The 22,969-nt window shown below is 66.6% G+C and carries 21 protein-coding genes and 1 pseudogene; 10 read left to right on the top strand and 12 right to left on the bottom strand.

Annotated features, from left to right (window positions below):
* Positions 1–30: 30 nt before the first annotated feature.
* Both ACNA0R_RS19065 and ACNA0R_RS19060 read right to left on the bottom strand, forming a co-directional pair.
* On the bottom strand, positions 31–621 hold the full coding sequence (locus tag ACNA0R_RS19065) for a class I SAM-dependent DNA methyltransferase (protein ID WP_415827622.1): 591 nt from the start codon (positions 619–621) through the stop codon (positions 31–33).
* A gap of 54 nt (positions 622–675) precedes the next feature.
* The gene (locus ACNA0R_RS19060) at positions 676–1,668 is read right to left on the bottom strand and encodes a Bug family tripartite tricarboxylate transporter substrate binding protein (RefSeq protein WP_415827621.1); all 993 of its coding nucleotides are present in this window, start codon (positions 1,666–1,668) and stop codon (positions 676–678) included.
* A gap of 205 nt (positions 1,669–1,873) precedes the next feature.
* On the opposite strand from ACNA0R_RS19060, the gene ACNA0R_RS19055 reads away from it, so the two are divergent.
* Positions 1,874–2,440, top strand: coding sequence for a type 1 glutamine amidotransferase domain-containing protein (locus ACNA0R_RS19055; protein ID WP_415827620.1), 567 nt, complete (start codon positions 1,874–1,876; stop codon positions 2,438–2,440).
* Between the two features lies 1 nt (position 2,441).
* Here ACNA0R_RS19055 and ACNA0R_RS19050 read toward each other — a convergent pair whose 3' ends face one another.
* Positions 2,442–3,698, bottom strand: coding sequence for a DNA topoisomerase IB (locus ACNA0R_RS19050; RefSeq protein WP_415827619.1), 1,257 nt, complete (start codon positions 3,696–3,698; stop codon positions 2,442–2,444).
* A gap of 294 nt (positions 3,699–3,992) precedes the next feature.
* Between ACNA0R_RS19050 and ACNA0R_RS19045 the strand changes: the two genes are divergently transcribed.
* Positions 3,993–4,604, top strand: a complete 612-nt coding sequence (locus ACNA0R_RS19045) for a superoxide dismutase (protein WP_415827618.1) — start codon at positions 3,993–3,995, stop codon at positions 4,602–4,604.
* A gap of 66 nt (positions 4,605–4,670) precedes the next feature.
* On the opposite strand, the gene ACNA0R_RS19040 is transcribed toward ACNA0R_RS19045, so the two are convergent.
* Positions 4,671–5,192 carry a hypothetical protein gene (locus ACNA0R_RS19040; protein WP_415827617.1) on the bottom strand — a complete coding sequence of 174 codons (522 nt, stop codon included), beginning with the start codon at positions 5,190–5,192 and terminating at the stop codon, positions 4,671–4,673.
* Between the two features lie 199 nt (positions 5,193–5,391).
* Here ACNA0R_RS19040 and ACNA0R_RS19035 point away from each other — a divergent pair, with 199 nt between their 5' ends.
* The 8 genes from ACNA0R_RS19035 (at position 5,392) to ACNA0R_RS19000 (ending at position 16,579) form a co-directional block, all read left to right on the top strand.
* Positions 5,392–5,862: a universal stress protein gene (locus ACNA0R_RS19035; RefSeq protein ID WP_415827616.1), complete on the top strand. Its 471-nt coding sequence runs from the start codon at positions 5,392–5,394 to the stop codon at positions 5,860–5,862.
* A 34-nt stretch (positions 5,863–5,896) separates the two neighbouring features.
* Positions 5,897–8,620, top strand: coding sequence for a bifunctional acetate--CoA ligase family protein/GNAT family N-acetyltransferase (locus tag ACNA0R_RS19030; protein WP_415827615.1), 2,724 nt, complete (start codon positions 5,897–5,899; stop codon positions 8,618–8,620).
* 183 nt (positions 8,621–8,803) lie between these two features.
* Positions 8,804–10,318: a sensor histidine kinase gene (locus ACNA0R_RS19025; protein ID WP_415827614.1), complete on the top strand. Its 1,515-nt coding sequence runs from the start codon at positions 8,804–8,806 to the stop codon at positions 10,316–10,318.
* Complete coding sequence (locus tag ACNA0R_RS19020) at positions 10,315–10,728, top strand: response regulator (protein ID WP_415827613.1); 414 nt, start codon at positions 10,315–10,317, stop codon at positions 10,726–10,728. The genes ACNA0R_RS19025 and ACNA0R_RS19020 overlap by 4 nt, the downstream gene beginning before the upstream one ends.
* A gap of 61 nt (positions 10,729–10,789) precedes the next feature.
* Positions 10,790–12,271, top strand: a complete 1,482-nt coding sequence (locus ACNA0R_RS19015; protein ID WP_415827612.1) for a hybrid sensor histidine kinase/response regulator — start codon at positions 10,790–10,792, stop codon at positions 12,269–12,271.
* Positions 12,261–12,902 carry a response regulator gene (locus tag ACNA0R_RS19010; RefSeq protein WP_415827611.1) on the top strand — a complete coding sequence of 214 codons (642 nt, stop codon included), beginning with the start codon at positions 12,261–12,263 and terminating at the stop codon, positions 12,900–12,902. Before ACNA0R_RS19015 ends, ACNA0R_RS19010 begins: the two co-directional genes overlap by 11 nt.
* A 297-nt stretch (positions 12,903–13,199) precedes the next feature.
* Entirely contained in the window at positions 13,200–14,909 is a 1,710-nt protein-coding gene (aspT, locus tag ACNA0R_RS19005; RefSeq protein ID WP_415827610.1) for an aspartate-alanine antiporter, read from the top strand.
* A 59-nt stretch (positions 14,910–14,968) separates the two neighbouring features.
* Entirely contained in the window at positions 14,969–16,579 is a 1,611-nt protein-coding gene (locus ACNA0R_RS19000; RefSeq protein WP_415827609.1) for a bifunctional aspartate transaminase/aspartate 4-decarboxylase, read from the top strand.
* Positions 16,580–16,614: 35 nt separating this feature from the next.
* Here ACNA0R_RS19000 and ACNA0R_RS18995 read toward each other — a convergent pair whose 3' ends face one another.
* The 8 genes and pseudogenes from ACNA0R_RS18995 to ACNA0R_RS18960 form a co-directional block, all read right to left on the bottom strand.
* Entirely contained in the window at positions 16,615–16,812 is a 198-nt protein-coding gene (locus ACNA0R_RS18995; protein WP_415827608.1) for a lipoprotein, read from the bottom strand.
* A 22-nt stretch (positions 16,813–16,834) separates the two neighbouring features.
* Positions 16,835–18,244 (bottom strand): annotated as a pseudogene (gene ccoG / locus ACNA0R_RS18990) (cytochrome c oxidase accessory protein CcoG); the annotation flags it as partial.
* Positions 18,211–19,293 (bottom strand): cytochrome-c oxidase, cbb3-type subunit III, encoded by a 1,083-nt coding sequence (ccoP, locus tag ACNA0R_RS18985; protein ID WP_415827607.1) that lies wholly within the window; start codon positions 19,291–19,293, stop codon positions 18,211–18,213. The gene ccoP and the pseudogene ccoG, both read right to left, overlap by 34 nt.
* Positions 19,286–19,462 carry a cbb3-type cytochrome oxidase subunit 3 gene (locus ACNA0R_RS18980; RefSeq protein ID WP_415827606.1) on the bottom strand — a complete coding sequence of 59 codons (177 nt, stop codon included), beginning with the start codon at positions 19,460–19,462 and terminating at the stop codon, positions 19,286–19,288. Before ACNA0R_RS18980 ends, ccoP begins: the two co-directional genes overlap by 8 nt.
* A gap of 3 nt (positions 19,463–19,465) precedes the next feature.
* Positions 19,466–20,125 (bottom strand): cytochrome-c oxidase, cbb3-type subunit II, encoded by a 660-nt coding sequence (gene ccoO, locus ACNA0R_RS18975; RefSeq protein ID WP_415827605.1) that lies wholly within the window; start codon positions 20,123–20,125, stop codon positions 19,466–19,468.
* 10 nt (positions 20,126–20,135) lie between these two features.
* Positions 20,136–21,620, bottom strand: a complete 1,485-nt coding sequence (ccoN, locus tag ACNA0R_RS18970) for a cytochrome-c oxidase, cbb3-type subunit I (protein ID WP_415827604.1) — start codon at positions 21,618–21,620, stop codon at positions 20,136–20,138.
* 232 nt (positions 21,621–21,852) lie between these two features.
* Entirely contained in the window at positions 21,853–21,990 is a 138-nt protein-coding gene (gene ccoS / locus ACNA0R_RS18965) for a cbb3-type cytochrome oxidase assembly protein CcoS (protein ID WP_415827603.1), read from the bottom strand.
* Entirely contained in the window at positions 21,987–22,949 is a 963-nt protein-coding gene (locus tag ACNA0R_RS18960; protein WP_415827602.1) for a hypothetical protein, read from the bottom strand. The genes ccoS and ACNA0R_RS18960 overlap by 4 nt, the downstream gene beginning before the upstream one ends.
* Positions 22,950–22,969: the final 20 nt, after the last annotated feature.

Here is a 22,969-nt window from a genome sequence, read left to right as displayed (position 1 = left end):
CGCAAGCGGCCCGGCGCGGCGCCGGCGGGGTCAGGCGGCCGGGCCGGCCGGATCCGCCCGCCGCCAGACATCGATCATGAAGCGCTCGTCTTCATGACGAACGGCCTTCGATAGACCGCCCAGTTCGTCGACACGGCCGTGCAACGCGGCCGTCGGCTGGGGACGGCCCTCCAGGTCCTTGCTGTAGTGGCACATCGCCCATTCGCCATGCTCGCCGAGCATGGCCGCGCATCGCGCCAGGAAGGACGGCAGGTCGGCTTCCGCGATGTAGTAGGCCAGCTCGGACACCACGATCAGGTCGAAACGCTGGCCGGCGTCCACCGGCCAGGCCTCGGGCAAGCGCGCCACGTGCGTGCTGGTGTTGCGCAGGCCATCGCGCGCCAGGGTTTGCTCGCATAGCGAGATGGCCGTGGCGGAGCTGTCCACGGCCACCAGCGCATCGCAGCGGACCGCAAGGTGGCGCGTCATCTCGCCGTTGCCGCAGCCCAATTCCAGGATGCGGCCATAGCGGGCCCGCGGCAGGCAGGCCAGCAGCACCGCGCGCTTGCGCTGCTCGTACCACGAGGTCCGGACTTGCCAGGGGTCGGCCGATTGCCGGTACAGCGCTTCGAAGTCGCTCATGGGGTCACCTGCCGGAGTCACCTGCCGGCTATGCGCGGAGGAAAGGCGCGGCGCTTATTGCGGCGCGATCTTGGCTTCCTTGATCACCTGCGCCCACTTGGCGGTTTCGGACTTGATAAAGGCGGCGTAGTCTTCCGGCGTGCCGCCGGCGGCCTGGCTGCCCGTATCGACGATGGCCTTGGCGACTTCCGGATCCTTCAGCACCGCGTTCAGTTCCTGGTTCAGGCGATCGATGATGGGACGCGGCGTGCCGGCCGGCGCGACGATGCCTTGCCAGTTATAGGATTCATAGCCCGGCAGGCCGGCTTCGGCCATGGTGGGCACGTCCGGCAGCACGGCCAGGCGCTTGGCGGCGGTGACTGCGATGGGCCGCACCTTATTGCCCTGGATGGCGGGCAGGGCGGCGTAGCCCATTTCGAACATCATGGTGATGTGCCCGCCCATCAGGTCGGTGGAGGCCAGGTTGCCGCCTTTGTACGGCACGTGGGTGATCTCGATGTGCGCCTGTTCGGCGAACATTTCGCCGGACAGGTGATGGGCGCCGCCTACCCCGGAAGAGCCGAAAGTCAGCTTGCCCGGCTCGGCCTTGGCCAGCGCGATCAGCTCCTGCAGGTTCTTGGCCTTGACCGTGTTGTTGACGCTGAGCACGAGCGGGCTGTTCTCGATCAGTATGACGGGCGCCAGATCCTTCACCGGATCGTAGGGGATGCTCTGCATCAGCGTGGGATTGACCGACAGGGGCGCCAGGTTGCCCGCGCCGATGGTGTAGCCGTCCGGTTTGGCGCGGGCGATGAAATTGGTGCCCACCACGCCGCCCGCGCCGGCGCGGTTCTCCACGATCACCGTCTGCTTGAGCCGCGGTTCCAGCTTGGCGGCGATCAGCCGCATGCGGGTATCGGCGAAGCCGCCGGGCGCATAGGGAATCACGATGGTGATGGGTTTGCTGGGGTAGTCGTCCGCCCCTTGCGCCGCCGCGGGCGCGCCCTGGATGAGCAGCCCGGCCGCGAGTCCCGTTGCCGCCAGCACGCGCTTGGCATATGCCTTCATTGTTTATCTCCCGTTCGGTTATTGATCTGCGTTGGGCGGTTTTGACATACGCCCGCACGATCGCGATTGTGCCTGGATTAAGCGGCTGATGCTTCAGGGCGCTGTAAGCCGCCGGCGCGGCCGGCGCCGGCACCGGGTTTGCTGCGGACGGAAGGTCGCCGGCCGCGCCGGCGTTTCGATAACCATGTCTTCGATGGAGTACACAATGGCTGAGGAATTGAAAGGTATATCGGTGGCCATCCTGGCGGTCGACGGCTTCGAGCAGGCCGAGCTGATCGAACCCCGCAAGGCGATCACGGAAGCCGGCGGCAGGGCGGTGATCGTGTCCAATACGCTGGAGCCCATCCAGGGCTTCAAGCACACCGACAAGGGCGACACCGTGAAGGTCGACCTGACCTTCATCGACGTGGACGCGGAGCCGGAGAAGTTCGACGCCGTCATGCTGCCCGGCGGAGTGGTCAACGCGGACGAGATCCGGCGCCATCCCAAGGCCCTGGACTTCGTACGGCGCATGGATGCCGCGGGCAAGCCTGTCGGCGTGATCTGCCACGGCCCCTGGCTGCTGATTTCCGCCGGCCTCGTACGGGGCCGGACCCTGACCAGCTGGCCGTCGCTGCAGGATGACCTGCGCAACGCCGGCGCGACCTGGGTCGACCAGGAAGTCGTGGTGGATCGCAATTGGGTAAGCAGCCGCAAGCCCGATGACCTGCCCGCCTTCAACCGCGAATTCATCGCCCTGGTGGCGAAGGCGGCGCACGCCCACACCGCGTGACTCAGGCGACGGCCGGGGCCGCCGCCGCGGCGCCGGCCGGGCGGGCGGCGGCTTGCCTGGCGCGGCCGCGTTCGCGCAACTGCTTTTCCTTTTTCGGCGTATCGGCCGGCCGCTCGTCCAGCGGCATTTCCTGTTTCTCCGCCACGCCCGCCGCCTGCTCGCGAGGCGACGGCGGGGTGGACAGGAAGTGCAGCAGGCGTCGTTCGTCGGCGTTCAGTCCGCGCGGCGTGGACGGCGCCGCGCCGTGGCCGGACATTTCGCCGGCCAGGTAGGCTTCCAGGATGCGGGGGTGTATGTAGCACTGCCGGCAAACAGTGGGCGTATTGCCCAGGCGCTTGGCCACCGCCTTGACCACCTCCACCACATTGCGCTTGGCTTCGGTCTGGGTCGTCCAGGGCCGCTTGCCGAGCTCGGCGAGCGCCAGCACCGACCCCGCCCAGGTGCGGTAGTGCTTGGCGGTGAAGTCGGCCTGGCCGGCTTCGCGCAGATAGTCGTTGACGCAGCCGGAATCCACCGTCCGCACCTTGCCGTCGTCCTCGCGATAGGTGAACAGCTCGTGGCCGGTGATTTCCATGCAGCGTTTCACCACGCCCGCGATACGGCGGTCGTTCACCGTCACGTCATGTTCGACGCCGCTCTTGCCCTTGAAACGGAAGCGGATGCGGCTGCCGGCGATGGTGGTGTGGCGCCTGCGCAGCGTCGTCAGCCCGTAGGATCCGTTGGTGCGGGCATACGTGGACGAACCGATACGGATGAAGGTGGTTTCCAGCAGGCGCACCACGACCGAAACCACTTTGTCGTGCGTCAGCCCGGGCCTGCCCAGGTCGCGCTCGACCTTGCGGCGGATGCGGGGCAGGGCGGCCGCGAACTCGGTCAGCTGTTCGTACTTGTTGGCGTCCCGTACCGCGTGCCAGGAGGGGTGATAGCGGTACTGCTTGCGCCCGCGCGCGTCACGGCCGGTGGCCTGGATGTGGCCCGCGGGGTCGGGGCATATCCACACATCCGTATATGCCGGCGGGATCACCAGCGCATTGATGCGCGCGATGACCTCGGGATCGCGGATGCGTTTGCCCTTGGGATCGAAGTACTCGTAGACCTCGCCGGAGATGCGCCGCGTGATGCCGGGGCCGCGATCATCGACATAGACCAGGCCAGCGACTTCGCAGCAAGGGTTGGCGACGGGCGGGGTCGTGGCCGGGGCCGGCTCGGGCGGGCTCTTGGGCGCTTGGGCTGGGGACTTGTTCTGTATGGACGGCATGGTGGGATCCGACAAGGCACGCCGCTCGTGCAAACGCCGTGCCCGCCTTGCCGGCGATGGCGCGCGCACCGGTACGTTTCCTGCGGACCCGTTTCGACCATGGCCGGGCGCCGCGGGCTTGTATCATGCCCCGGTGTCCGCCCTGCGCGCGGGAGCCCCAATGCTGCTCATCCTTCGGAAACCCCATGCCCCCTGCCACCCCAGGCGTCGCCATGCGCCGATGGGGGCGCGGCGGCATGCGTCGAGGTCCATCGGCTCCTGTATCCCACCATGAACCATTCATCGGAGAGTCGCATGGCCTACACACTGCCTCCTTTGCCCTATCCCTATGACGCGCTGGAGCCGAACATAGATGCGCAAACCATGGAGATCCACTACACGAAGCACCACCAGACCTATATCAATAACGTGAACGCGGCGCTGGAAGGGGCGAAGCTGCCTTTCCCTCCCATCGAAGAGCTGGTCGCCGGCATCGATAAGCTGCCGGAAACCGTGCGCGGCGCCGTCCGCAACAACGGCGGCGGCCATGCCAATCACAGCCTTTTCTGGACGGTGATGTCGCCCGACGGCGGCGGCGAACCCACGGGCGACCTGGCGGCGGCGATCGACAGCCAGCTGGGCGGCATGGAAAAGTTCAAGGACGCCTTCACCAAAGCCGCCCTATCGCGTTTCGGCAGCGGCTGGGCCTGGCTGAGCGTGACCCCGCAGCAGAAGCTGGTCGTGGAAAGCACGGCGAACCAGGATAGCCCGCTGATGACCGGCAATCAGCCCATCCTGGGGCTGGACGTGTGGGAGCACGCCTACTACCTGAAGTATCAGAACCGCCGGCCGGAATATATCTCGGCGTTCTACAACGTCATCAATTGGGATGAGGTGGCGCGCCGCTACGATGCGGCGACGGGTTGATCTTCCCGCGCCCGGCCGCGGCGCCGCCTCGCTTCGGCGGGGCGGCGCCGGATCACCGGGCCTCGTTCAGCCCAATTGCAGGGACGGCGGCCGCGCCAGGGCACGGCCCTTGGCCACCGCACGCAGCGCATAGGCGATCGCGCCGGAGAAGGCTTCGTCATACCAGGGATTCGCGCCGCTGGTCGCCACGACGATCCCGTCCACCACGGCGCTGCCCCAGACCCCCGCGTCGCCCGCGCGCAGCAGATGGGGCGCCTGCGTCGCGGCGTCGTGCGTGTCGCGGCCCAGCCGCCACGTGGTGCGCGCCTTGGCCCGCGCGTACGCGGCATAGTCGGCATCCCAGTCGGCGCGGTCGCGGCCGGCCGCGTGTTCCAGCAGGATCGCGTCCTCGAACCGCGCCTCCCACGGCCGCAGCGCGGGATTCATGATGACCACATAGAGAATCCCGCTTTCGCCCACCGCCGGATTGCGCAGGGCCGCCTCGATTGAAGGCATTACCAGCGCAAGCGCGTGTTCCGCGTCGGCGCGGCCAAGGAAGAAGGGCTGGGGGCTGGCGGGCCCGGCTGGCGTGGCGGCGGTATCTTGCATGGCGATGTCGGTCCGTGATGAGTCGGGGCGCCCCCGGCCCGCAAGCTGCATGCCGTCCTTGCCGCGGCGGCGCGAGCACGGCCGCATTTCCGTCCGGCGTTCGCGCGGCGGCCGCGTACAAACGTCCGCCGCCGTTGACCCATATCAATGGGTGCATCGCCCGGTGCCGATAAAGTGGGTTCTCCCCTAGGAGGACATCATGTACCGACACATCCTGGTTGCCGTTGACGGCAGCGTCACTTCCGAGCGCGCCCTGGACCACGCGATTTCGCTGGCCCGATCCGAACACGCCCGCATCCTGGCCGTGTATATCGTGGAATACCCCAGTTCCATGTATTCCTCCGCCTTCATCGACGTCGAGCCTTTCCACGACGCCATGGTGGAAGAAGCCCAGTCCGTGCTCAACACCGCGCAGGCGAAGTTCCGTGACGCCAACGTGAACGGCGCGGTCAAAATGGTGGATCTGGGCCTCATGAGCGGCACCATCGCCGACCAGCTGCAGGCCACGGCGGCCGAGGCCGGCGTGGACCTGGTGGTCATGGGCACGCATGGACGCCGTGGATTCCAGCGACTGATGCTGGGCAGCGTGGCCGAGAGCTTCGTGCGCCTGTCCGAATGCCCGGTGATGCTGGTGCCGCACAAGGAAGCCAAGCCGGGCTCGGCCCACTGAGCCTGCGCGCGGGCATACAGGGGGAGGCGCGACGATGACGATCAGAAACCTGCAGGCATTGTTCCGGCCCGAATCGGTGGCGGTCATCGGTGCCTCGGAGCAGCCGTATACGGTTGGCGCCCATGTCCTTTCCAACCTGCTTGCCGCCGGATATGCGGGCACGATCTACGCCGTCAATCCCAAGTATTGCGTGGTGCGCGGACTGGCCTGCCATCCCGACGTGGAAAGCCTGCCGCGGGCGCCGGATCTGGCGGTCATCTGCACGCCCGCGGCGACGGTTCCGGCCCTGATCGCGCAACTGGGCGCGAAGGGCACCAAGGCGGCGGTGGTGCTGAGCGCCGGCCTGTCGGCCGCGGCGCCGGACGGCGGCACGCTGCGCGAAGCCATGTTGCGCGCGGCCCGGCCGCATCTGTTGCGCATCCTCGGCCCCAACTGCCTGGGCCTGCTTGTCCCTGGCCTGGGCCTGAACGCCAGTTTCGCGCCCGCCATGGCGCTGCGCGGCCGCATTGCCTTTGTCTCGCAGTCCGGCGCCCTGGCGACGGCGGTGCTGGATTGGGCCAATAGCCGCAACATCGGCTTTTCGCACTTCGTCACGCTGGGCGACAGCGCGGACGTCGACCTCGGCGACGTGCTGGATTACCTGGCGGACAGCGCCGATACCAACGCCATCCTGCTGTACGTGGAAGCGGTGACCTCCGCGCGCAAGTTCCTGTCCGCGGCGCGGCGGGCGGCGCGCAACAAGCCGGTGGTCATCGTCAAGTCGGGCCGGGTGGCGGAAGGCGCGCGGGCGGCCTCCACGCATACCGGCGCGCTGGCCGGCTCGGACGTGGTCTACGATGCCGCCATACGCCGCGCCGGCATGCTGCGCGTGGATACCACCGACGAACTGTTCGACGCCGTGGAAACCCTGGCCCGCGCGCGGCCTCTGCGCGGCGAGCGCCTGGCCATCCTGACCAATGGCGGCGGCGCGGGCGTCATGGCCACGGACGCGCTGGTGCGCGGCGGCGGCGCCTTGGCGACGCTGGATCCGGCAACGCTGGATGCGCTGAATGCGGTGTTGCCGGCCACCTGGTCGCACGCCAACCCTATCGATATCGTTGGCGACGCGCCGGTCAGCCGCTATGTCGATACCATCGATATCCTGTTGCGGGACCGCGGCAGCGATGCCGTGCTCTTCATCCATGCGCCGACCGCCATCGTTCCCAGCGAGGATATCGCGGCGGCCATGCAGCCCCATATCGTCGGCTCCTCCCGCAACGTCTTCGCTACCTGGCTGGGCGGCGATGCCGTGCTGCATGCGCGCAAGCGCTTCCGCCGCGCCGGCATTCCCACGTACGACACGCCGGAGCAGGCGGTCAGCGCCTTCCTGCATGCCGTGGAATACCGCCGCAACCAGACGCTGTTGCTGGAAACGCCTTCATCGAATGGTGGCCAGCGCGACGGCGATACGGCGCAAGTGCGGGCCATCGTCGCCGGCGTGCTGGCGGCAGGCCGCACCATGCTGACGGATAACGAAGCGAAGGCGGTGCTCGCCGCCTATGGCGTTCCGGTGCTGGAAACCGAGATCGCCAGCGACGCCGAGCAGGCGGTGGCCTGCGCGGCCGCGCTTGGGTATCCCGTGGCGCTGAAGATCCTGTCTCCGGCGATATCCCATAAATCCGATGTCGGCGGCGTGGCGCTGGACCTGGAAAGCGGCGAGCAGCTGCGGACCGCGGCCGACGCCATGCTGCGCCGGGTCGCGCAATTACGGCCGGATGCGCCCATCCAGGGCTTTATCGTGCAGAAGATGCTGCGGCGGCCGCAGGCGCACGAACTGATCGTCGGCGCATCCGTGGACCCGGTCTTCGGTCCCATCGTGCTCTTCGGCCAGGGCGGCACATCCGTCGAGGTGGTCGCCGATCGTGCCGTGGGGCTGGTCCCGCTGAACGAGCCGCTGGCCCGCGACATGGTGTCGCGCACGCGGGTGTCGGCATTGCTGGCAGGATACCGGGACCGCCCGGCCATCGACCATGCGGCGCTGCACCGCGTACTGATGCAGATATCGCGCCTGATGTGCGATATTCCGCAGATCGTCAGCCTGGACATCAATCCGCTTCTGGCGGACGCGGCGGGCGTCGTCGCCGTCGATGCGCGCGTCAGCGTGGCGCAATACGCGGGCCGGGCCACCGACAGGCTGTCCATCCTGCCTTATCCGGTCGAGCTCGAAGAACGCATGCAGTGGGGAGACTCCACCATATTGATCAGGCCGGCCCGTCCGGAAGACGAAGCGCTCTATGCCCGTTTCCTGTCTGCCCTGACGCCGGACGACCTGCGCCGCCGCTTTTTCGGGATGGTCGGACAACTGCAGCATCGCGAACTGGCGCGGATGGCGCAGCTGGACTACGACCGTGAAATGGCTTTCCTGGCCGTCCGCAAGGATGCGTCGGGCGCGGACTATATCGTGGGGGAGGCCCGCGCCGTTGCCGATCCCGACAAGGAAGCGGCCGAGTTCGCCCTGATGGTGCGCTCGGATTACAAGAACCGTGGGCTGGGCACTTTGCTGCTGAGCCGTCTGATCCGTTATTGCACGGACCGCGGCATAGGCATGTTGTCCGGAATTGTCATGGCGGACAACGACGCCATGCTGGAAGTTGCCCGGCGCTGCGGCTTCAGCGTCGAGCCGCACGGCCTGGGCTCCGAGGTTCGCGTGCGTCTGTCGCTGAACACCGGCGACGGCCCCCCGGCGGCGGACAAGCCGCTGGCCGTGCACGCCGGCTGACGGGTGCGCCCCTACAGACCGAGGTCCGGTGTGCGCGCGAAAAAATGGCCTCGGCCGGCGAGCGCTCGCTTAAAATCCCGCCGTGGCCCGCGCCCGTCGCGCCTGGGTCGCTCGCGGGCGGCGTACTTATGCCGGCCCGCGCCCCCGCCCACCCGTCCAACCCGGCAGCCACGACGCCACCGCATGAAAGACCACTTACTGGAGAGCCAGACCCTGGACTGGCTCATACGATCGGCCAAGGAAGCCATCGTCATCGCCGACGCCGGAGGCCGTATCCTGATAGGCAACAGCGCTACGGCCCGCCTGTTCGACCGGCCCGTCGATGAACTGGGCGGGCTGCGGGTGAAGGATCTGCTGCCCGATATCTCCCTGGGCGAGCCGGGCGACGACAATGGCCCGGCGGCGCAGGATGAAACCGCGCGGGAAACGACCCAGGTCATCGAGGTTTCCGGACGCCGCGCCGACGGCACCGCGCTCCCGGTCGAGCTCTGCATTTCGCCGCTGACCACGCACTGGGGCCTGACGCTGTACATGGTCAGCATCCGCGACATCCGCGCGCGCAGGCAGGCGGAACAGGACGTGCGGGACAACGAGGCCCGCCTGCGGGCCGTGTTCGATACCGCCGTGGACGCCATCGTCACCATAGACGAACAGGGCCGCATCGAGCGCTTCAATCCTGCCGCCGTGCGGGTCTTTGGGTATGCCCAGGAAGAGGTGCTGGGACGCAACGTATCCATGCTGATGCCCGGCCCGTACCGGGAGATGCACGATGGCTATCTGCACAACTATCTGCGGACGGGCGAAAAGAAAATCATCGGCATCGGCCGCGAGGTGCTGGGCATGCGCAAGGACGGCACCGTCTTCCCCATGGACCTGGCGGTGGCCGAGATGCGGGTAGGGGAGCGCCGGATGTTCACTGGCATGGTGCGCGACATCACCGAGCGCAAGCGCGCGGAAGCGCAGTATGCCGAGCTGCTGCGTGAGGTCACCAGCGCCAACGAGGAGCTCACCAACTTCGCCTACATCGTCTCGCATGATCTGAAGGCGCCGCTGCGCGGGATCAGCTCTCTGGCCAACTGGCTGATGGCCGATTACGCCGATAAACTGGACGACGAGGGGCGCGAACACCTGCGCCTGCTGGTGGGACGCGTGCATCGCATGAGCGGGCTGATCGACGGCATCCTGGAGTATTCGCGCATCGGCCGCATCAAGGAAGCGCGCGCGCCGGTGGACCTCGACGTGCTGGTACGCGAAATCATCGATCTGCTGGCGCCGCCGCCCCATATCGAGGTGCGCGTGGAGGGCCCGTTGCCGGTGGTCCACGCTGAACGCACACGCATGCAGCAGCTGTTCCAGAACCTGCTTTCCAATGCGATCAAGTACATGGACAAGCCCGCGGGCATCATCCGCGTCACCTGCGAGCCGGCCGGCGACCGCTGGCGCTTCGCCGTCGCGGACAACGGGCCCGGCATCGAAGAGCGCCATCACGAACGCATCTTCCAGCTGTTCCAGACCCTGGCGCCGCGGGATCGCATCGAAAGCACGGGGGTAGGCCTGACGCTGGTCAAGAAGATCGTGGAAATGTACGGTTCCGAGATATCCGTACAATCGGTCATAGGCGCCGGCACCACATTCTCGTTCACATTACCGGTCCTGGATGCCAGCCGGGCGCCGGACGAATCGGAAATGTCCTCATGAAAACCACGACAAAACCCATACTGCTGGTCGAAGACGACACCGTCGATGCCATGACCGTCAAGCGCGCGCTCAAGGAAATCAACGTCTGCAACCCGCTGGTGCGCAGCGAGAACGGCGAAGAGGCGATGGAATACCTGCGCGATGCCGGTAACGAAAGGCCCTGCATTATCCTGCTGGACCTGAACATGCCGGTGATGAATGGCATCGAGTTCCTGCACGTCATCAAGGCGGACGAACAATTGCGGCGGCTGCCCGTTATCGTGCTGACGACGTCGGAAGAACAGCAGGACAAGATCAACAGCTTCAATATGAGCGTGGCGGGCTATATCGCCAAGCCGGTGGACTATCGGCAGTTCGTCGACGTCATGCGGTCCATCGATCTTTACTGGACCATCAGTGAGCTTCCCTAGCTGGCGTTTTCGCGCGCGGAGCGATCGCGCGCCTGTTCGCTGAACGATAAAAGGGCCGCCCATGGGCAAGCCGCGCATCCGCATCCTGCTGGTCGAAGACGATGTCGTCGACCGCATCGCCTGCCGCCGCGCCCTGGCGGCGGAACAAAGCCCCCAGTTCGACATCATCGAGACCGAAACCGCCGAGGACGCGCTGCAACGCCTGCGTTCCGAGGACTTCGACGCCGTCCTGCTGGATTACCGGCTGCCGGACCGGACGGGACTGGAGTTCCTGGCCGCGCTGGCCGACGACGCCGGCGAAGTGCCCATACCGGTGCTGGCGCTGACGGGCGAAGAAAGCGCCGCGGTCGCCGTGGAAATGATGCGGCACGGCGCGCGCGACTATCTGTACAAGGACCAGGACCGCCATTACCTGCAGGCCTTGCCGGCCGCGATCGAGCGCATGCTGCGCGGCCAGCGCCTGCTGGAAGACAAGCGCCAGGCCGAAGCCATGTTCCGCACGCTGGTGGAGCAGACGCAAACCATCACCTATGTGCGCGAGCTGGGCAACGCGGGCGCGTACCGCTACGTCAGCCCGCAGGTACGCACGCTGGGTTTTTCGGCGGAGGAATGGATGGCCGATCCGGCTTTGCGCCTGTCCGCCATCCACCCGGCCGACCGCGCGCGCGCCGAAGCGGGGATCGCGGGCAGCATGGCCCACGGTACGCCGATGCGGTTGGAGTATCGCCTGATCGCCAGGGACGGCCGCGAACGCTGGTTCCGCGACGAAGCCGAGGTCGTCCGTGATCCGGCCGGACGCAAGCTGTTCCTGCAGGGGATCCTGATCGACATCACCCAAAACAAGCTGGCCGAGGAAGCCCTGCGGGAGTCGCGCGAGGCGCTGCGCCGGCTGGCGGCGCACCAGGAAAGCATCAAGGAAAGCGAGCGCAAGCGCATCGCGCAGGAAATCCACGACGAACTGGGCGCGCTGCTTACCGGCATCAAGGCCCACGTATCGGTGTCGGCCGAGCGCGCCGCCCAGGCCGGCGGCAGCCCCGATCCCTTGCTGTTGGAAGCGGCGCGGCTGTCGGAAGAGGCCATCCAGGCCGTACGCCGGGTGATCAACGACCTGCGGCCCAGCGTGCTGGACCAGTTGGGCGTCTGGGAAGCCATCGCCTGGCATGCCAGCCAGGTGGAAAGCCGTTTCGGCCTGGTGTGCGACTGCATCATCGCGCCTTCCGCATTGGCGACGGAGGTGGACGCCGATCGCAGCATCATGCTGTTCCGGATCGTGCAGGAGTCCCTGACCAACGTCGTTCGCCACGCGGACGCATCGCTGGTCACGGTGCAGGCCGCGGTCAAGGATGGCGTGGTGAATCTGGAGATTCATGACGACGGCAAGGGCTTCGCGGCGGAGTCGCCGGCCAACCGGCATTCCTGGGGCATCCAGGGGATGCAGGAGCGCACGCGCCACTTCGGTGGACAATTGACGGTGTCGAGCACGGCGGGCCACGGGACGCGCGTGGGCCTGCGATTGCCTTTGGAAGATAACGATGGCCGGTGAACCCATCAAAGTCCTGCTGGTCGATGACCATACCGTGGTGCGCAACGGCGTGCGGCTGATGCTCAGCTCGGCCGCCGACATCCAGGTCGCGGGCGAGGCCGAGAATGCCAGGCAGGCCCTGGAGCGTGTCAAGGAACAGGAGTTCGATGTTGCGCTGATCGATATCGCGATGCCGGGCAAGAACGGGCTGGACCTGCTGCAATCCCTGCGCGTCGAGCGTCCCGGCCTGGCGGTGCTGGTGCTGAGCACCTACGCCGAAGATATCTACGCCGTGCGCGCCTTGAAGCTCGGCGCGGCCGGCTACCTGACCAAGGACAGCCCGACCGCGACGCTCATCGAAGCGGTGCGCAAGGCGGCCGCCGGCGGCAAGTACGTCAGCCCGTCGCTGATGGAGCGCTTCGCCGTCATGATGGCGGGGGGCGGCGCGGCCACGCATGAAACCTTGTCCAACCGCGAGCTCGAGGTGCTGAAGATGATCGCCAAGGGCGAAAGCCTGGCGAACATTGCCGAGGTGCTGCATCTGAGCCCCAAGACCGTTACGACCTACCGGGCCCGCATCCTGGAAAAGATGGGCGTGCGCAGCAATGCCGAACTGGCGCGCTACGCGGCGGAGAACGGCCTGTTGATGTAGCCGGATCACCGGACGCAATGTCCGTGGATGGATCGGCCCGTCGGGCCGATGGCGCTGCTCCTTCCTTTCAGTGGTGAAACCTACCTGTCCTGTGTAGGGCTAGGCCTACAGGAAGTATCAAGGGATCGCCGATGGCGGCCATGCGCGGCCATGCGGAGAATGCATTCCCAAGCAGGAATGCCGTAGCCACACACCTACACGCTTCCCCCACCGCCTGCCGGTCTGTCCGCCATCGTCATGAAGGCGGCATTACTTCCTTCATCCGCTTCACGGAGATGGCGCTACGCCTATCAGGACATGGATGCCCTACGTCAGTTCATTGTCAGCCAGCCGCTGATCGCCTTGTTCATCACGATCTCGCTCGGCTATTTCGTCGGCAAAATCAAAATCGGGACTTTCGTCCTCGGTGGTATCGCCGGCACGCTGCTGGTCGGCGTGATCGTCGGTCAATTGGGTTTGATCAATTTCGATCCCGCCCTGAAGTCGATCTTCTTTGCCTTGTTCATCTACGCCGTCGGCTTCCAGGGCGGCCCGCAATTTTTCCACGCGCTCAACCGGCGTTCCTTGAACCAGCTGGTGTCCGCGTTCGTCATGTGCGTGATGGGCCTGCTGTGCGTGCTGGTGGCCGCGTGGATGTTCGGACTGGACCGCGGCATGGCGGCGGGCCTCGCCGCCGGCGGCCTGACCCAATCGGCCATTCTGGGCACGGCGGGCGACGCCTTGGCGCGACTGGGCCTGCCGGCGGCGGTGACCAGCACCATGCAGACCAATGTGGCCGTGGGCTACGCGGTCTGCTATATCTTCGGTTCCCTCGGCCCCATCATCATGGTGACCTGGTTCCTGCCGTGGATCATGAAGTGGGACATCCGTGGCGAAGCGGTCAAGCTTGCACGCACCTTGTCGGGTGGGCGCCTCGACCTGGAGGCGGGCCAGTTCGACGCGCTGCAGGACATCGTGACGCGCGTGTACGCGGTCTCGCCCACCGGCAAGGCCGTGGGCAAATCCGTGATGGCCATAGACACGGAGCTCGCGGATGCCTCCATCGAGGCGGTATGGCGAGAAGGCGCCTTGCTGGAGCTCAACGACGATACGATCATCCGCGCCGGCGACCAGGTCGCGGTCACCGGGCGCGCCGAGTTGATCGGCGCCATGCCTGGCGTCCTGGGCGGCGAGATCGCGCCGCCGGCGCGGCAGCAGTTGGTGGAAGAGCGCCGCGAAATCATCCTGACCAATCGCGCGCTGTGCCATCGCGAGCTCGGCGATATCCATGATCACGCCAGCGTCCAGTCCCGCCACGGGGTGTTCCTGACCGCCGTCAGGCGCATGGGCAGGGACTTGCCGGTGCTGCGCAAGCTGACCCTGCAGCGTGGAGACGAACTGCATTTCGTCGGCGCGCCCAAGGATCTGGACAGGGTGCAGTCGAGCATCGGCTACAAGATCAACGCCGGCGCCGTGACGGACTTCATCTTCTTCGGCATCGGCATGACGCTGGGCATGCTTATCGGCATGATCCAGTTCAAGTTGCTGGGCGTGCCGGTGTCGATCGGCAGCGGCGGCGGTTGCCTGCTTTCGGGCCTGCTGTTCGGCTGGCTGCGCAACGTGCATCCGCGCTTTGCCGCGCTGCCCATCGGCGCGTCCACATTCCTGCGCGACTTCGGCCTGGCGGTATTCGTCGGCATCGTCGGCATCACCGCCGGGCCGCAGGCCCTGGCGGCGATCAAGCAATATGGGCTGGCGCTGTTCTTCCTGGGCGTGGGCGTCACGCTCATTCCGCAGGTCATCACATTCTTCTTTTCTTACTACGTGCTGCGCATCCGCAACCCCATCGAGGCCCTGGCCTGCGTGGCGGGCGGCCGCAGCGCCAATCCGGCTTTCGCCGCGCTGCTGGCGAAGGCCGGCAATGCGACGCCGGTGGTTTCCTTCACCGTCACTTATGCCGTGGCCAATGTCTTCCTGACGCTATGGGGACCGGTCATCGTCGCCCTGGTCACCCGCAACGCCGCCTGAGCGGCGGCATCGATCGCGCCGCCGCGCGCGGCGCCCCAACTTTTCAACGGATGAACATCATGCTTGATCTTGATATCGCCAAACTGTCGGCCTTGAGTCCTTTCGAACTCAAGGATCAACTGGCCGCCGCCGCGTCGTCGGACGCCGAACGGCTGATGCTGAATGCCGGCCGTGGCAACCCGAACTTCCTGGCGATGCTGCCGCGCCACGCCTTCCTTAGCGTGGGAGAGTTTGCGATGCAGGAAGCGGGACGATCCTACGCCTACCTGGACAGCGGCTTCGGCGGACTGCCGGAAGCCCGCGGTATCGTGCAGCGCTTCGAGGCCTATGCCATGCATCGGCCCGGCAGCGAAGGCGTCAACTTCCTGCGCAAGGCGATCGCCTACGTGAAGGACCAACTGGGGCTGGACCGGGATGCGTTCCTGTTCGAAATGGTGGCCGCGTTCCTGGGCTGCAATTATCCGACGCCGCCGCGGATGCTGACCCATATGGAGGAAATCGTCAAAGCCTACCTGGTACAGGAGATGTTCGGCGCCGTTCCGTCCAATGGCGATTTCTCGCTGTTCGCCACGGAAGGCGGGACGGCGGCGATGACCTATATTTTTCAGAGCCTGGCGGTGAACAGGTTGATCCGTCCCGGCGACAAGATCGCACTGGCCACGCCGATTTTTTCACCTTATCTGGAGATTCCCGCGCTGGCCGAATACGACCTGGACGTGGTCGACGTGCGTATGGACGGTCATGACGATTGGCAGTTGCCGGACGCCGAGATGGCCAAATTGCTGGACCCGGCCGTCAAGGTGTTCTGCCTGGTGAATCCCAGCAATCCACCGTCGACGCGGCTTTCCTCCGCGACACTGGATGCCCTGGCGCGGTTGGTATCGACGGCCCGGCCGGACCTGATCATCGTCACCGATGACGTCTATGGGACCTTCGCCGACGATTTCGTGTCGGTGTTTGCACGGTGCCCGCGAAATACGCTGTGCGTGTACTCCTTCTCGAAATTTTTCGGGGCCACCGGCTGGCGCCTGGGAACGATCGCGCTGCATCACGACAATGTCCTGGACGCGGCGTTGGCGGCACTATCGACCGACGAAAAAGCGCTGCTGGCTCGCCGCTACGGTTCGCTGACGACCGAGCCGGACACCTTGCGCTTCATCGACCGCCTGGTGGCGGACAGCAGGGCGGTGGCGTTGAATCACACCGCCGGACTGTCCGTGCCGCAACAGCTGCAGATGGGCTTGTTCGCGCTGAACGGGCTGATGGACAGAGAAGGGCGCTACAAGACGGCGGCGAAGCAGTTGATACGCAAGCGGTACCAGACCTTGTACCGCAGCATGGGCGTGGACGTCGGCCATGGGCCTAACGATGTGAACTATTACACGCTGATCGATTTGCAGGAGCTGGCCGGAAAGATCTACGGTACGGCGTTCGAAAGGTGGTTCGTGCAGCGCGATCTCGGGATCCGCTTTCTGTTCCGCCTGGCCGAGGAAACGGGCGTGGTGCTATTGCCGGGCAATGGCTTCGAGGTGGTGGATACTTCGGCGCGGGTATCGCTGGCCAACCTGACGGAGATCGAATACGCATCGATCGGCAAGTTCACCCGTCAAGTGCTGGATGAGTATTTCAAGGACTTCACCGAGAGCGTGGCGGTACCGGCCGGGGTGTGATCCCCGCCCGGGCGGCGGGGGCCGGCGATGGTGCGTTATCGGCTTTTGGTGACCACCAGCCCCTGCCGCGTTACGCCTTCCGTGATCGGTATATCGACATAACGGGTAGTGGCCAGGTAGATCGTGAGCATGCAGGCGATCAGCGCAATGGCCGGCCCCGCCATGAGTATCCAGGGCCATGGCTCCCGATACCAGGGGCGGGCAGGCGGGGCTGGCGTCTTATCGTTTTCCATCGTGTTCATCCAGGCAGGTCCGCTATTGCGGAATAAAGAAACTGGCGGGCTCGTCCGTCCGCACCACCGATCCGTCGGGAGCGGTGCCGACGGCATGGATCACGATGCGATGGGCGCCCGGCTCGGCGCCGGCCCCCGGGGCGCGCGCGACAGCCGCGATCACCTTGTTGTCGAGCGGATCCACGTGGACGCCGGACGATCCATCCGGCGCTCTTACCACGACATCCCGCAGCCCATCGGCGGACAAGGCCACCTGTAGCGGCAGGCTGGACGTGTTGATGAATTGCAGGCGGTAGACGTTTTCCACCATGCCGCCGGCCACCTCCCGGCCCAGCACGCCGCGATCGCGGATGACGTCCATGCGCAATGGCTGGCGCAGCCACAGCGCGCCCGCCATTGCCAGCACCAGACCCAGGAGCAGCGTGCCATACACCGCGGTACGCGGGCGCAACAGGCGCCGTATCGCCGCCGTGCGGGACACGCTCTCCGTCATCGCGCGCTCGGACGCGTAGCGGATCAGGCCGGGCGCATAGTGCATTTTCTTCATGACGCCGTTGCAGGCGTCCACGCAGGCGCCGCAGCCTATGCACATGTACTGCAGGCCGTTGCGAATATCGATTCCGGTGGGGCATACCTGCACGCACCAGTTGCAGTCCACGCAATCGCCCAGGCTCAGCCCGCGCGCATCCGCCTGGCGCGAACGGCCGCCACGCGGTTCGCCGCGGGCCTTGTCGTAGGCGACCACCAGGGTATCGCGGTCCACCATGACGCTCTGGAAGCGCGCGTAGGGGCACATGTACTTGCATACCGATTCGCGCAGGAAGCCCGCGTTGCCCCAGGTCGCCAGGCTGTAGAAGACGATCCAGAACCACTGCCACGGCCCCAGCTGCAGGGTGAACAGGTCATGCGCGAGTTGCCGGATGGGCGCGAAGTAGCCGATGAAGGTACTGCCGGTCCACCAGGCGATCGCCAGCCACAGCGCGTGCTTGGTCGCCTTCAGCCGCAGCTTGCGCGCCGACCAGGGGGCCTGGTCCAGGCGCTGCCGGGCCGACCGGTCGCCTTCCACCTTGCGTTCTATCCAGGCAAAGATCTCCGAGTACACCGTCTGCGGACAGGCGTAGCCGCAGAACAGGCGGCCGGCCAGGGCCGTGAACAGGAACAGGCCCACGGCGCTGATCAACAGCAGGAGGGCCAGGTAGACCATGTCCTGCGGCCACAGCACCAGGCCGAACAGGTAGAAGCGCCGCGCGCCCAAGTCGAACAGCACCGCCTGCCGGCCGTCCCACTGCAGCCAGGGCAGGCCGTAGAACAGCGCCTGCGTCAGGAACACGAAGACCACGCGCCAGCGCGCGAAGGTACCCGTGACGGCGCGGGCGTAGATCTTGGCGTCGACCGCCGTCATGGCCGGGCTGACGCCAGGGTCCGGGCCGCGTCGCCCGCGCCGCTGCTGGCCGCGGCGGGGCCGGGATGCGGTTCGGCGGCGCTGGTCGCGCCGGGCGCCGCGGCGGCGCCGCCGGGACGCGCGTCGCCAGGACCGCCGGCACTGCCGGTCGCCGCCGTGCCGCCCTCGGGGGCATTCCAATTGGATTGCCGCCAGACCCAGGCGGTCAGGATGCGGATCTGCGCCGGCGTCAGAATGCCTTCCTGCGCCGGCATGCGGCTGTCGCGGCCGTTCAGGATGGTGGCCTCGATGGTGCGCTGCGAACTGCCGTACAGCCAGACATCGTCGGTCAGGTTGGGCGCGCCCAAGGCCTGGTTGCCCTTGGCATCCACGCCGTGACAGGCTACGCAGTACGTCCCGTAGGCATCCTTGCCATTGAAGATCCGCGAACGGTCCACGCCCAGCCCCGACAGCGAGCGCACGTAGTCGGCGATATCCGACGCGGTACGGGCATCGATCACGCCTTGCCAGGCGGGCATCACGCCATGCCGGCCCTTGGTGATGGTCTGCAGGATGGTTTCCGGCGAGCCGCCATACAGCCAGTCGCCATCGGTCAGGTTGGGAAACCCCGGGGCGCCCTTGGCGTCCGAACCATGGCATTGCGCGCAGTTATTCAGGAACAGCCGCTGGCCGATTTCCAGCGCGCGGGTATCGCGCGCGATTTCCGGCACCGGCATGGCTTCGTAGCGCGCATACAGCGGACGCGTCGCGGTTTCCTGGGCCGCCTGCTGCTTGCGCACGTCGTCGGCGCTGGTGTATCCCAGTGTGCCGGCGTAATGGCCCAGGCCGGGAAACACCACCAGATAGCCGACGGCGAACACGCACATCAGCAGGTACATCACGGTCCACCAGCGCGGGACCGGATTGTTCAGCTCCGTCAGGTCGCCGTCCCACACGTGACCCGTGTCGGCGGGCTGGTTCGCCGGCGCGCGGCCCAGCCAGCGCCGCTGGGTGTACAGCAGCCACAGGCACCAGACGATGCCCACCATGGCCACGATGCCGACGAAGTAGCCCCAGAAGGGAGTGGTGAAGTCACTCATGGGAACGTCCTTTGCCGGCCTGCGGCGCGCTGTATTCCTCGGGCAGCGCGAAGGGGATCAATGCGGATGCTTGGTTGGCGGGCTGCCGGCCGCGCGACCAGGCCCAGGCGATGATGCCCAGAAATGTCGCCATGGAGATGGCGGTGACGATGCCAGTCAGGTAGGCCATGATTCATTCCCCCTTGCGCGGCGCGGGTGCCGGCATGTTCTTGCGCGCGGCCAGGCCCAGCCCCTGCAGATAGGCCACCAGCGCGTCTTCCTCGGTTTTGCCTGCCAGCGCCTTGGGCGCATCGGCGATGTCCTGGTCGGTGTAGGGCACGCCCAACTGGCGCAGGGCGCGCATGCGGGCGGCCACGTTCTGGCCGGCCAGCGGCGTGCCGCGCAGCCACGGGTAGGCGGGCATATTCGATTCCGGCACCACGGAGCGCGGATCGCGCAGATGCTCCCGGTGCCAGGCATCGGAATAACGTTCGCCCACGCGCGCCAGGTCCGGTCCGGTGCGCTTGGAGCCCCACAGGAAGGGATGGTCGAACACCGATTCGCCCGCGGTGGAATAGGGACCGTAGCGCTGCACCTCGGACTGCAGCATGCGGACCTGCTGCGAGTGGCAGCTGACGCAGCCTTCGCGGATGTAGATGTCGCGTCCCATCAGGCGCAGGGGGCTGTAGGGTTCGACGCCGGCTTCGGCTTCGGTGGTCGAATGCTGGAAGAACAGCGGAATGATCTGCACCAGGCCGGCCATCGAGACGACGACGATGGTGGCGATGATCATCAGGCCGATGTTCTTCTCCAGCGTGTGATGCGAGAAGAAGGATTGCTTTCCGGTAGTCATGGTCGGCCTTTCAAGCGGGAGTGGTGGCGACGGCCGGCTCGCCGCGCGGCGCCTGGGCGGGCACGGGCGCGACGTCGGGGATGGCGGGATTGACCGCGGAGGCCGAGCGCACCGTCATCCAGGTATTCCAGGCCATGACCAGCACGCCGCCCAGGAACAGCGTCCCGCCCAGCAGCCGGATCAGGTAGTAGGGCACCCGGGTCTTCAATTCCTCGACGAAGCTGTAGACCAGCGTGCCGTCCGGCGCGGTGGCGCGCCACATCAGGCCCTGCTGCACGCCGGCGGTCCACATCGCGGCGATGTACAGGACCACGCCCAGGGTGGCGATCCAGAAGTGCAGCTCGATGGCGCGCACGCTGTACATGCGCTCCCTGCCGTACAGGCGGGGAATCAGGTAGTAGAGCGAGCCGAAGGTAATCATGGCCACCCAGCCCAGCGCGCCGGAATGCACGTGGCCGATGGTCCAGTCGGTGTAATGCGACAGCGCGTTCACGCTGCGTATCGACATCATCGACCCTTCGAAGGTGGCCATGCCGTAGAAGGACAGGGCGGTCACCAGGAACTTCAGGATGGGATCGGTGCGCAGCTTGTGCCAGGCGCCCTGCAGGGTCATGATGCCGTTGATCATGCCGCCCCACGATGGCGCCAGCAGGATCAGCGAGAAGGTCATGCCCAGCGACTGCGTCCAGTCCGGCAGCGAGGTGTACAGCAGGTGATGCGGGCCGGCCCACATATAGGTGAAGGCCAGCGCCCAGAAGTGGACGATGGACAGGCGGTAGGAGTAGATGGGACGGCCGGCCTGCTTGGGCACGAAGTAATACATCATGCCCAGGAAGCTGGTGGTCAGGAAAAAGCCCACCGCGTTATGGCCGTACCACCACTGCACCATGGCGTCCTGCACGCCGGCGTAGGCGGAATAGGACTTCCACAGCGTCACCGGCAGTTCGACGTTGTTGACGATGTGCAGGATGGCGATGGTCAGGATGTAGGCGCCGAAGAACCAGTTCGCCACGTAGATGTGGCGGATGCGGCGCTTGACGATGGTGCCGAAGAACACGATGGCGTAGGCGACCCACACCAGGGTGATCAGGATGTCGATGGGCCATTCGAGTTCGGCGTATTCCTTGCTGCTGGTCAGGCCCATGGGCAGGGTGATGGCGGCGGCCACGATCACGGCCTGCCAGCCCCAGAAGGTGAACTCCGCCAGCCAGCCGCAGAACAGCCGCGCCTGACAGGTGCGTTGCACGACATAGTAGGAAGTGGCGAACAGGCCGCAGCCGCCGAAGGCGAAGATCACGGCGTTGGTGTGCAGCGGGCGCAGGCGGCCGTAGCTGAGCCAGGCGGTGTCGAAGTTCAGGGATGGCCAGATCAGTTGCGCGGCGATGACCACGCCGACCGCCATGCCGACGATGCCCCAGACGATGGTCATCAGGGCGAAACGCCGCACGACGCCATAATTGAATGTTTCGGCTGTCGCCGCTGGACTGTCCCTCATGGATTCTCCCCCATGGTTTGTGTAAGCGCCATGATGGTGCGGCGGGGCGGGGCGCCGCTTGACATCGATCAAGGGAGAATCGTCGGACGAAGTCGCCTCGTTGGGTGGGGGTGCGGTTGTTGCGGGAAAGCAACCCGGCGCGGCCGTGTCGGGGTGGCCGCGCCTGGCCGGCCGTGACTAGCCGGCCGCGCCTGGCCGGCCGCGCCTAGCCGGCCGCGCCTAACCGGCCGTGTCATTCCCCATCTGGCAGTTTGCCCGCGGTGGCGTCCGTATCGTCGTATTGGCCGGTCAACACGGCCCATGCCAGAAAGCCGCCGATCGCGCCCACGAAGAGCAGCGACAGGGGCAGCAGCAACAGCAGGATGCTCATGGCGCCTTCACATACGCCTCGTGGCGTCCCGGTTCGGGCGCCGCCCATTGCCGGCGCAGGCCCCAGGCATTCCCGGCCACGGCCAGCGACGACGCCAGCATGGTGATCGCCGCCAGCCAGGGGGTAACCCAGCCGAAGGCCGCCAGCGGCATCATCAGCAGATGAAAGGCCGCGCTGCCGTAGAGGTTCTGCATGGCCTTGCGCGTGGCCAGCGCCTGGATGGTCCGGATGTCCGCGTCGCCGGCGTCCGGCAGGGCGCCCAGGACGGCGTCCGCGCTGGCCATCACGGACGGCACGGACATCGACATCGCGCAGGGGCAACTGATCACCAGCATGGCGACGGTAACCGGCAGGAAGCGTTCGGCATCGACCCAGATCCAGACCACGCCCGTGACGAAGGTCGCCCCCAGCTGCAAGGTGCAGAAAAGAGCGGCGCGGCGGTCCGCGTACAGCGTCAGCAGGGAGCGCAGGCGCCGCAGGCGATCCTGGCGGCCGGCATGGCGGGATTGCCTGGCGCACAGCGCCAGATAGCGCGCGGTCAGCAGAAACGCCACGAACATCGTCACCGAATCGAAGTACACATCGCCCGCGCCCGCGATGGTGGCGTGGACGCTGGGCAGGAAGGCGGCGGCCATGCCGATGGCGACCGGCAGATCCATCCCGACGCGGCCCTGCCACAGCCGCAAGGCGGCGCCGCGCCACAGCGGCCAGGCGGAATAGACCAGTACCGGCAGGGTCAGCACCAGGCTGGTCCAGTTCATCAGGCCGATCGCCCAGTCCAGCGTCGCCAGATTGCCGGGCGCCAGGCCGTCGTGCCGCACGTAGGCGGGCCAGGCCAGCATCATCACCTGCATCATGACCAGCCATGCCAGGCCCAGGCGCAGCAGCGCATGGCGGCGGGCACGGCGGGCCGCGGACGGCAAACCCGCGGGCATGGAGAAAATGGAATAAGGGCGCATGGGACGCAGCGTATGCCGGG

It is taken from the genome of Bordetella sputigena, assembly GCF_965137885.1.
Lineage (GTDB): Bacteria > Pseudomonadota > Gammaproteobacteria > Burkholderiales > Burkholderiaceae_B > Bordetella_C > Bordetella_C sputigena.
This window is presented reverse-complemented; position numbering and strand designations above follow the sequence as displayed.